General features: G+C 37.7%; 8 protein-coding genes. 3 read left to right on the top strand and 5 right to left on the bottom strand.

Annotated features, from left to right (window positions below):
* Together ACIQ32_RS10180 and ACIQ32_RS10175 are read left to right on the top strand one after the other, a co-directional pair.
* The coding region (locus tag ACIQ32_RS10180; protein WP_396195586.1) for an ABC1 kinase family protein at positions 1–1,065 on the top strand (1,065 nt) is incomplete at its 5' end.
* A gap of 108 nt (positions 1,066–1,173) precedes the next feature.
* The gene (locus ACIQ32_RS10175) at positions 1,174–2,097 is read left to right on the top strand and encodes an ABC transporter ATP-binding protein (protein ID WP_396195585.1); all 924 of its coding nucleotides are present in this window, start codon (positions 1,174–1,176) and stop codon (positions 2,095–2,097) included.
* Between the two features lie 10 nt (positions 2,098–2,107).
* Here the strand turns inward: ACIQ32_RS10175 and ACIQ32_RS10170 are convergent, their stop codons facing one another.
* The 3 genes from ACIQ32_RS10170 to ACIQ32_RS10160 all read right to left on the bottom strand — a co-directional run bounded on the left by ACIQ32_RS10170 (position 2,108) and on the right by ACIQ32_RS10160 (position 5,431).
* Positions 2,108–2,320, bottom strand: a complete 213-nt coding sequence (locus tag ACIQ32_RS10170; RefSeq protein WP_396195584.1) for a helix-turn-helix domain-containing protein — start codon at positions 2,318–2,320, stop codon at positions 2,108–2,110.
* Between the two features lie 3 nt (positions 2,321–2,323).
* Positions 2,324–2,866, bottom strand: a complete 543-nt coding sequence (locus tag ACIQ32_RS10165; RefSeq protein WP_396195583.1) for a DUF2975 domain-containing protein — start codon at positions 2,864–2,866, stop codon at positions 2,324–2,326.
* Positions 2,867–3,019: 153 nt separating this feature from the next.
* The gene (locus ACIQ32_RS10160) at positions 3,020–5,431 is read right to left on the bottom strand and encodes a prolyl oligopeptidase family serine peptidase (RefSeq protein ID WP_396195582.1); all 2,412 of its coding nucleotides are present in this window, start codon (positions 5,429–5,431) and stop codon (positions 3,020–3,022) included.
* 212 nt (positions 5,432–5,643) lie between these two features.
* Here ACIQ32_RS10160 and ACIQ32_RS10155 point away from each other — a divergent pair, with 212 nt between their 5' ends.
* Positions 5,644–6,651: a 3-oxoacyl-ACP synthase III family protein gene (locus tag ACIQ32_RS10155; RefSeq protein WP_396195581.1), complete on the top strand. Its 1,008-nt coding sequence runs from the start codon at positions 5,644–5,646 to the stop codon at positions 6,649–6,651.
* 82 nt (positions 6,652–6,733) lie between these two features.
* On the opposite strand, the gene ACIQ32_RS10150 is transcribed toward ACIQ32_RS10155, so the two are convergent.
* Both ACIQ32_RS10150 and ACIQ32_RS10145 read right to left on the bottom strand, forming a co-directional pair.
* Positions 6,734–9,184, bottom strand: coding sequence for a TonB-dependent receptor domain-containing protein (locus tag ACIQ32_RS10150; RefSeq protein WP_396195580.1), 2,451 nt, complete (start codon positions 9,182–9,184; stop codon positions 6,734–6,736).
* 174 nt (positions 9,185–9,358) lie between these two features.
* The coding region (locus tag ACIQ32_RS10145) for a T9SS type B sorting domain-containing protein (RefSeq protein ID WP_396195579.1) at positions 9,359–9,645 on the bottom strand (287 nt) is incomplete at its 5' end.

Below are 9,645 nucleotides of genomic sequence, written 5' to 3'. Positions count from 1 at the left end.
TATGTGGAAAAATTTTCTTTGTCGCAGTTTTCTGTACCACCATTGTCAGCGCCTTTGGTTCGCAAAACATTCAAAAAATATTTAGGGAAATATCCCGAAGACTTATACGATTCCTTCACTCCGGAGGCCAAAAATGCGGCGAGTATCGGTCAGGTACACAAAGCAACTAAGGATGGGAAAAATTTTGCTGTGAAAATCCAATATCCCGGAGTGGCGGAAAGTATAAGTTCTGATTTGGCTTTGGTCAAACCGTTTGCCATCAGAATGTTTAACATCAAAGGGAAAGATTCTGATAAATATTTTAAGGAAGTTGAGGACAAATTATTAGAAGAAACCGATTATGTGTTAGAATTAAAGCAAAGTCTGGAAGTGTCCGAATGGTGTGGCAAGATTGACAATTTGCGCTTCCCGAAATATTATCCGGAGTATTCTTCGGAAAAAATTTTAACAATGGAATGGATTGATGGTGAGCATTTGTCGGAATTCGCATCTCACAATGAAGACAGAGTTAAAGGCGATAAGATCGGACAAGCCTTATGGGATTTTTACATGTATCAAATGCACCATTTAAAGCAAGTTCATGCCGATCCGCATCCCGGGAATTTCCTAATTGATGCTGAAGGCCGATTGGTAGCGATTGATTTTGGTTGCATCAAACACGTACCGGAAGAATTTTACGTTCCGTATTTCGAATTGGCCAAACCGGAAGTCATCAATAATCCCAAACTGTTTAATGAGAAATTATACGAACTCGAAATATTGCGCCACGACGACAGCCCGAAAGAGATTGAATATTTTACCAAAATATTCTATGACTTGTTGAGTTTGTTCACGCAACCGTTTCACGGCGACCATTTTGATTTTTCGGACGATAACTTCTTTGGAAAAATTGCCCAAATGGGAGAAGAGTTTTCTAAAGATACCCAACTCCGTAAAATGAACGGCAATCGAGGTTCGAAACACTTTTTATACATCAACCGAACCTTTTTCGGATTGTATAATTTGTTACACGATTTAAAAGCCAGAATTGACACCAAGTCATTCGAAAAATATTTACCGCATTAAAAATTGTTTATTTATTGGTTAGGTTGGTAAGAGCGACGCTCCACGTTTGAGTTTTGTCGCTCTTATCTTTTTAATAAAGTTCGTAAGTTTGCCTTTCAGAAAATCAAGATGCTACAAGTTCAACATATTTCTTTTGCTTACCTAGACCAAACTACCATTGAAAATCTTTCTTTTCAATTGGAGAAAGGCAAAAACTTAGCCGTAATAGGCGAAAGCGGTTGCGGGAAAAGTACATTGCTCAAACTGATTTATGGCTTGTATGATTTAGATGAAGGCCGTATTTTTTGGAATGAAAATGAGGTTCTTGGACCAAAATTTCACCTGATTCCCGGCATGGAATACATGAAATATTTGGCACAAGATTTCGATTTGATGCCTTTTATCACCGTAGCTGAAAACGTCGGGAAATATTTATCGAATATTTATGCCGATGTCAAACAAGCGCGTATAGCCGAATTGTTGGAAATAGTGGAAATGACCGAATTCGCCACTACAAAAGCCAAATATTTGAGCGGTGGCCAAATGCAACGCGTGGCTTTGGCCCGGGTTTTAGCTTTAGAACCCGAAGTGTTGTTGTTAGACGAACCGTTCAGCCATATTGATAATTTCAGGAAGAACAGTTTGCGCCGAAAACTATTCGCTTATCTCAAAGAAAAGCAAATTACGGCGATAGTTGCAACGCACGACAGTTCTGATGTATTGTCGTTTGCCGATGCCGTTTTGGTGATGCAAAACGGAAATATCATCGCCTGTGATTCGCCTGAAAACTTATACCAAAAACCAACGAGTAAATACATTGCTTCTCTTTTTGGAGATGTCAATGAAATTGAAATAAAGGGCAATAAACGCTATGTTTATCCGCATCAATTACAGGTGGTTCCCGAATCGGATTTGGCAGTTACTGTACTGCAATCGTATTACAAAGGCAGCCATTATTTGGTAGAAGCGGAAAGAGATGGTCAGAAAATTTTCTTCGACAGTCAGACCGCATTTCCACCGCAAACTACCGTTTGTATGGCCATTTCTTCGTAAAGGAAGTTCGTTACTTTTCCTCGACTACGAATTCCAAAATATCTCCGGGCTGACAATCTAAGGCTTTGCAAATCGCTTCCAGTGTACTGAACCGAATGGCTTTGGCTTTGCCGGTTTTTAGTATGGAAAGATTCGATAGGGTTAAATCGACTTTCTCCGACAGCTCGTTCAACGACATTTTTCGTTTGGCCATCATGACATCAACATTGACTATTATGGGCATAATTTAGATGGTTAGTTCGTTTTCGGTTTGCATTTCAACTCCTTTTTTAAATATTTGGGCAATGACCAAAAGTACCACACCCATAAAGAGCCAAATATCGGCTCCGTCTAAATTTAAATCAGCGATATCCGGCATATTAATACCTTTTGCGGCTAACCATTTGGCGTAATTAGCGCCCCAATTGGAGAAAAAACTAATGAAAATGGTCAGATAGGCTAGGTTAGAAACAAACTTAACAAGTGCTTGACTGAAAGGTTTAGAAAAATCGAGCTTTTTATCGTGTAGTATTTTTACAATCATGTAGAATAATAAGGCTTTCAAAATGGCTACTATAAAGCCTAAGCAGAGTTGGGTTAAGAAAAAACCGTAGTCGTATTGGTACAGTTCCGTAAGCTTGAAATAATCGGCAGCCAACGGATTGAAAGCTACAGTAAATATAGCATTGAACAAAAAACTGCCGGCTTCAACGCACAAACCGATAAAAATAATCCAAGATAATAGATGCAATACTTGGAGTATCGTTTTAGTAGTGATTTTGATTTCCATTTTTTTTAGATTTTTAATTACGCTCCAAAAATAATAAAAATTTATTGATAAACAATAAATAATAATTTTTTTTCAAAAAAAACAAAACGCTGTAGCCATAAAAAAAACCTCAAGGTGAAAGCTTTGAGGTTTTCTATAGTTAGTATAAGAACTTTAGTTTTTCAAATATTTTTCCAAAAATTGGTCTTGTTCCCAAAGCAAGTGTAAAATATTGTCTTTGGCAGCGTAACCATGACTTTCCTTAGGCAATAAAACCAATCTTACCGGAGCACCTAAATTCTTCAAGGCTTGAAAATAACGCTCCGATTGTAAGGTAAATGTTCCCGGGTTGTTGTCGGCATCACCGTGGACTAACAACAATGGGGTTTTCATTTTATCCGCGTTCATAAATGGCGACATGCCGTTGTAAATTTCAGGTACATCCCAGTAATTTCTTTGTTCGCTTTGGAAACCAAAAGGTGTAAGCGTTCTGTTATAAGCACCACTTCGGGCAATACCGCAAGCGAATAAATTAGAGTGCGTCAATAAATTAGCCGTCATAAACGCACCATATGAATGTCCGCCAATAGCCACTTTTTTACGGTTGATGAAACCCAAGTTGTCTACTGCATCGATGGCAGCTTCAGCATTGGCAATCAACTGTGGCATAAAGGTGTCATTAGGTTCGGTTGTGCCTTCTCCGATTATTGGGAAAGAAGCGTCATCTAAAACCGCATAACCTTTGGTTACCCAATATACGAAAGAACCATAGTTAGGAAAAGTAAACTCGTTCGGATTTTTGTTGCTTTGACCGGCGCTGTTTTTATCCTTGAATTCTTCCGGATAAGCCCAAATCAATAATGGTAATTTTTCGCTTTTTTTGGTTCGGTCATAACTTGCCGGCAAATACAATGTTCCGGATAATTCTACGCCGTCTTTTCTTTTGTATTTGATGACTTCTTTGTATACATTTTTAATACTCTCAAATGGGTTTTTGAAACTGGTAATCGGAGTCAGTTTACCCGATTTGATGTTGCGGAAATAATAGTTGGGAAAATCGTTTTTCGATTGAATTTGCACCAAAACATCGCCTTTTTTGAAATCTTCTATCGATTGTAAATCTTCTTTTTTGTCTTTCATTTTAGATGTATACAATCGTTTGGTTTTAAGGGTAGCCAAATTGAATTCATCTATAAACGGAAACTGACCTTCTTTGGTAAATCCATCACCAATTAAATAGGCATTGTTGTTTTCGATGGCCAATACGTAACGGTTGTACTGGTTTCTTTTGGTCTCAAAATTTCCGGGATCACTGTAAATGTCCTGCGAATTCCTGTCCCAAATTACTTTAGGAGCTTGATTCGGATTCGAAGGATTGAACAAATACGTTTTCTGATTACGGGTATCATACCAGTCGTCATAAGCGATAGCCATCGTTTCGTTACCCCAAATAATACCGCTGAAGCGTTGTTGCGTTTTTAAAACCGATTTGGCTTCCGCGTTAAAAGGGGCATCCCAATTGAAAACTTCGTCTCTGTAATCTACTTTTTTGGCTTGGTCACCTTCGTCTAAAGCTACAACGTAGGATAAAGTTGAAGCTTTGTCAGTGCGCCAATTCATGCTTCTTTTTCCTTTTCTAACCGATGAGAATCCTTTGGGCATGATTTCAGTCAACGGTACTTCGTTCACAACTTTAATCTCTTTTCCTGTCAAATCACAAACCACCGATTTTTGTGGAAAACGACTTAACGGAACGATATAAGAATAAGGTTTTTGAATGGTGGTCAGCATCAAATAATTGCCATCAGGAGAGAAACTTTCTCCGGCGTAAATGTCGGCCGATTTGAATAACTCCGCCTTTCTGGATAAAGAAACTTTGTACAATTCTGAAGTCACTAAAGCATCAAAATTGGCTTCATCGATTTTGTTTTTCAACAAATCCTGATACGTTCTATTTTGAGATTTCGAGCCATCACTGTTTGAAACGGTTGGCCCTTTTGGTAAGTCTTTTTTGCTGTCAATTAAAGCCGGTCGGTTTTTGGGTAACATTTTTACCAATAGTGTTTCGTTGTCTTTCATCCAGCTGTATGGACTTCCTAAATTGGCATTCAAGTTTGCCTCTGTTATTTTTTGGGCGGTAGCCGAAACCACATCAATCACCCAAAGTTCCACTCCGGTATTGGTGGTATTGGTAAATCCGATTTTCTTTTCGTTTTGCGACCAAGAAATGTTAGTAATTCGAGCATTTTGTGGCAATCCTGTAACTTGTGTTTCAACTTTATCAGTCACTTTTCTCAACTTTAAGTTGTTGATATAAGTTACTGTACTCGAAATATTGGTAATCGGATTGATGCGCAAACCACCCAAACGCATTTCTTCCTGATTGAGGTCGTCAAGGGTTTTATAGGTATTTCGAAAACTTAAAAGCATGTATTCTTTTTTAGAATCCATACTCACAGAAGGCGAACGCTCGTAATCGGCCAAAGCCAAAATTTCGGCAGAAGGTTTTTGAAAATTTAGATTTTCCTGAGCCGGAGCTGAAAAACCCCATCCGATTAAAAAGAGAAAAATAAAGCGTAATTTCATATGCTTGTGGGTTTAAATTGATTTAAAAAGTTTGTCTAAAATACACCATTCCGGTTACAAAAAACAGCAAGTTTTTGTTAAAAAATGACAAATAGCATTTAGCCTTAGTAATCTACTCATTTTATTGGAATCTAAATTAGGAGGTAAAAATTGCTTTTAGAATTATAAGATTGTTAAATTTGCTATTCACATTTTAGTAAATAAGCAAATATATGTACCACTCTAAAATAACAGGCTTAGGTTTTTACGTTCCCGATAATGTTGTAACCAATGATGATTTGTCCAAAATTATAGAAACTAATGATGAATGGATTCAAGAAAGAACCGGTATCAAAGAAAGAAGGCACATCAAAAGAGGTGAAGATACCACGACTTCCATGGGTGTAAAAGCCGCCAAAATTGCCATTGAAAGAGCCAAAATTGATAAAAACGACATCGATTTTGTCATTTTCGCTACCTTAAGTCCGGATTACTATTTTCCCGGACCGGGTGTTTTGGTGCAACGCGACTTAGAATTGAGAACCGTTGGCGCTTTGGACATCAGAAACCAATGTTCCGGTTTTGTATATGCGCTTTCGATAGCCGATCAGTATATCAAAACCGGCATGTATAAAAATATCTTGATCATTGGCTCGGAGTTGCATTCCACCGGATTAGACATGACTACCCGAGGCCGAGGGGTTTCGGTGATTTTTGGAGATGGAGCCGGAGCTGCAATTTTAAGAAGAGAAGAGGATTTGAACAAAGGCATTTTATCCACACATTTGCATTCTGAAGGGCAACATGCCGAAGAATTAGCGGTAATAGCACCGGGAATGGGCAAGCGTTGGGTAACCGATATTATAGCCGACAACAACCCGGATGACGAAAGTTATTTTCCTTATATGAATGGACAATTTGTATTTAAAAATGCAGTTGTTCGTTTTAGTGAAGTTATCATGGAAGGCTTGCAAGCCAATAATTTACAAGTGTCAGACATAGATATGTTGATTCCGCATCAGGCGAATTTGAGAATTTCACAGTTCATTCAGCAGAAATTCAAATTGAGAGATGACCAAGTCTTTAACAACATTCAAAAATACGGAAACACTACTGCTGCTTCTATTCCGATAGCTTTGACCGAAGCTTGGGAACAAGGTAAAATTAAAGAGGGCGACACTGTGGTTTTGGCCGCTTTTGGTAGCGGTTTCACTTGGGCCAGTGCTATTATTAAATGGTAATATTCATTTCAATTTTTTAAAAAAAAGCCAAACATTACGTTTGGCTTTTTCATTAACAACTATTCAAATAATTAAGTGGTATTTATAAAAGGCCACCACTGCCTTGGGTTTCGTTTTGATCTCTTTGCTTGCGTTGCATTGCACTGTTTTTACCACCTCCAAACATATAGTTGAAGCCAACGTAAAAGGTTTGACTTTCCCAAAAGAAAGCACCGGTTTGTCGGTAAGGAATATTACCATCGAAGGCAAAATTCATCGTTTCAAAAATGTCGTTGAAACGAGCCGTGATACTGCCTTTTCCTTTTAAAATGGTGTAAGTTGAACCTATATCCATTCGGTACATTGGCTCTCTTTCAAACTGTAATCCTAGGTCTCTGCCACGGTACATTCCAAACAAGTTAAAGCGTAATTTTTTGTTGGCTACAAAGTTGTGATTCATGCGAATGTTAAAAGCAACCACATCAGCTTCGGCTCTTTCTTGTTGTTGGGTATTGGCATTTTGAACTGTTCCTCTTACTGTTTTGAAATAGGCATCACTACTGGCATTTACAGACCACCAAGTGGCTAATTTCAAATTGGCAGATATTTCAGTACCAAAGGCATTGTTGTCATCAAAATTGTCATAGGATATGATGTCTTGATTTAAATTATCCGGGTTTTTATAAATGATTCTTCCGATTTCGTCATTGATTTGTCTGTAGAAAATACCGGTTGTGATAGAACCGATTTTGGTGGTTCGGGTATAATTTACTTCGAATGAGTTGGTGAATTGCGGTTCCAATGCCGGATTACCTCTAGATTCTACCAATGGTGTAGTCCATTCTCTGATTGGACTGATTTGACCGATACTCGGGCGATCTACACGACGCGAAACATTGAAGTTAAAAGAATCTTTATCGCTGGCTTTGTAATTAAAAAACAACGAAGGGTAAATGGCAAAAATATCGTCTTCTATGCTACTTTGATCGTTGATGTTTTCTGATGGTGTAGAAGAGGTTACCACATTTTCAAAATCACCGTCGATTTCGTATTGTTCCAAACGAACACCGGCTTGAACGCTCCACTTTTTCCATTGTTTGCCAATGTTGGTATAAAAGGAATGGATGTTTCGAGTGAATACAAAATTAGAATTTCCAATTCTATTAAAGGATTCCGAGGGTTCGCTGATGGTTTCGTCAAAGTCGTTGGTGATTTTTTGGATACGGGTTTCGGCACCTATTTCTAATTTAACGGTTTCCGATAACGGGTTTACATAATCTAAGTTGATTTGTAAATAATCGGTGTTTCTTTCTATATCATTTGTAATGACTCTGGTTGAGCTTGGGTTGATTTGATTGAACAAATAATCAGAATATTCTGGACTGTCAGTATTGGAAAAATTCGCCTGAAAATCTAATGTTTCCCCTTTTTTAGTAAAGTCGTGTTTATAGGCTAAGTCATAAGTTTGAGTGAAATTGTCATTTTCTGAAAACGATAATTGTTTGGAATCTCTCAACAAAAGACTGTCATAATTGATGTTGGTATAGCCATCACCGCCACCATTTACAATATTTTGGTTGGTGTAAAATGAAATCGTATTTTTTTCATCGATAAAGTAATCCATGCCGATTTTAACCAAATGCGAAGTATTTAAATTGGCGCCTCCAAATTCTTGTCGGTTCTCCAAAAGTGGTCGGTAACTGTTGATGTAACCTTCGTTGGCATTTTTACCGTGATTGAAACCGTAGTTGGTGTAGAAATTCACTTTCCCAACTTTATAGTTAAGGTTTAAAGCCGAATTTACTTTAGGAGTTATACCGAATGTGACGCCCGAGTTAATGCTCCCATTGAAACCTTCTTGAGCGTTTTTATGTAAAATAATATTGATGATTCCGCTCATTCCTTCCGGATTGTATTTGGCTGAAGGATTGGTAATCAATTCGATTTGTTTGATGGATGAAGACGGAATTTGTTGTAATAACTGAGCAGCATCAATGTTGGAAGGCTTGCCGTCGATTAAAACCCTTACGTTGGAATTGCCTCTTAAGCTCAGTTCTTTGGTTTGTGGGTCAACGCTAACAGTGGGTACGTTGTTCAGGATTTCTGAAGCTGTATTTCCGGAAGCAATTAAATCTTTACCAACGTTTACTACTTTTCGGTCGATTTTTTGTTCAATAGTCGATCGCTCTTTTACAATTTCAACCCCAGCTAACTGAACAGCTTCTTCTTCAAGGACAATAGTGTTTAAGTTGACTGTTTTGTTGTTTTCTGTTAAGGTAACTTCTTGGATTATTTTTTTGTAACCGATGAATTGTACTTCCACTACATACTTTTTCAATGCCAAACCTTTAACAGAGAAAGTTCCGTTTTCTTGGGTAATCCCTCCGGAGATTATTTTAGCCTCTTCCATGACAGAAATATTCACGTAAGGAATAGGTTGTTTGGTGTTTTTGTCGATTACTTTTCCGGTGATGACTCCGGAATTAGTATTGGTTTGAGCCAATATAACAGAGCAATGACCTACTAAAAGTAGTAGTAATAGTTTAAATCTCATTTTCGTTTTTTTTTGATGATTGTTTGTTGAAACCCTATAGTATTTTCGATTCAACAATTGTTAAATGATTTCAAGTTAGTAGACTCTTTAAAAAGAGATTTGTTACAGTAAAATAAAAAAAAAACTCTCAAAAAAGTTTTTGAGAGTTTCTTAGTAGGTAGTGGGGCAATATAGTTATCGCTTCATAGCGAAGTGCGATTTGAATTCTTGATTAACTTGGTTTTCATCGGTATAATTTACACTGAACCAGTAATCATCTGACGGCATCATGTTACCATTGTAAGTTCCGTCCCAACCATTACCATTAGGTTTAATTTGGGTTAGTACTTTTCCATAACGGTCGTAAATTGTTACCACTGCACTTGGTTGGTCTCTTAAATCTCTGATGTTCCAATTATCGTGATAGCCGTCTCCATTTGGCGTGAAATATTTCGGATAGTTGATAACAACGGCCGGTAAAG

The organism is Flavobacterium sp., from assembly GCF_044373165.1.
GTDB lineage: Bacteria > Bacteroidota > Bacteroidia > Flavobacteriales > Flavobacteriaceae > Flavobacterium.
This window is presented reverse-complemented; position numbering and strand designations above follow the sequence as displayed.

Bases quoted from the DNA above. Each gene is read 5' to 3' on its own strand.
- ACIQ32_RS10175 (WP_396195585.1), top strand. From the start codon at position 1,174: ATGCTACAAGTTCAACATATTTCTTTTGCTTACCTAGACCAAACTACC.
- ACIQ32_RS10170 (WP_396195584.1), bottom strand. From the start codon at position 2,320: ATGCCCATAATAGTCAATGTTGATGTCATGATGGCCAAACGAAAAATG.
- ACIQ32_RS10165 (WP_396195583.1), bottom strand. From the start codon at position 2,866: ATGGAAATCAAAATCACTACTAAAACGATACTCCAAGTATTGCATCTA.
- ACIQ32_RS10160 (WP_396195582.1), bottom strand. From the start codon at position 5,431: ATGAAATTACGCTTTATTTTTCTCTTTTTAATCGGATGGGGTTTTTCA.
- ACIQ32_RS10155 (WP_396195581.1), top strand. From the start codon at position 5,644: ATGTACCACTCTAAAATAACAGGCTTAGGTTTTTACGTTCCCGATAAT.
- ACIQ32_RS10150 (WP_396195580.1), bottom strand. From the start codon at position 9,184: ATGAGATTTAAACTATTACTACTACTTTTAGTAGGTCATTGCTCTGTT.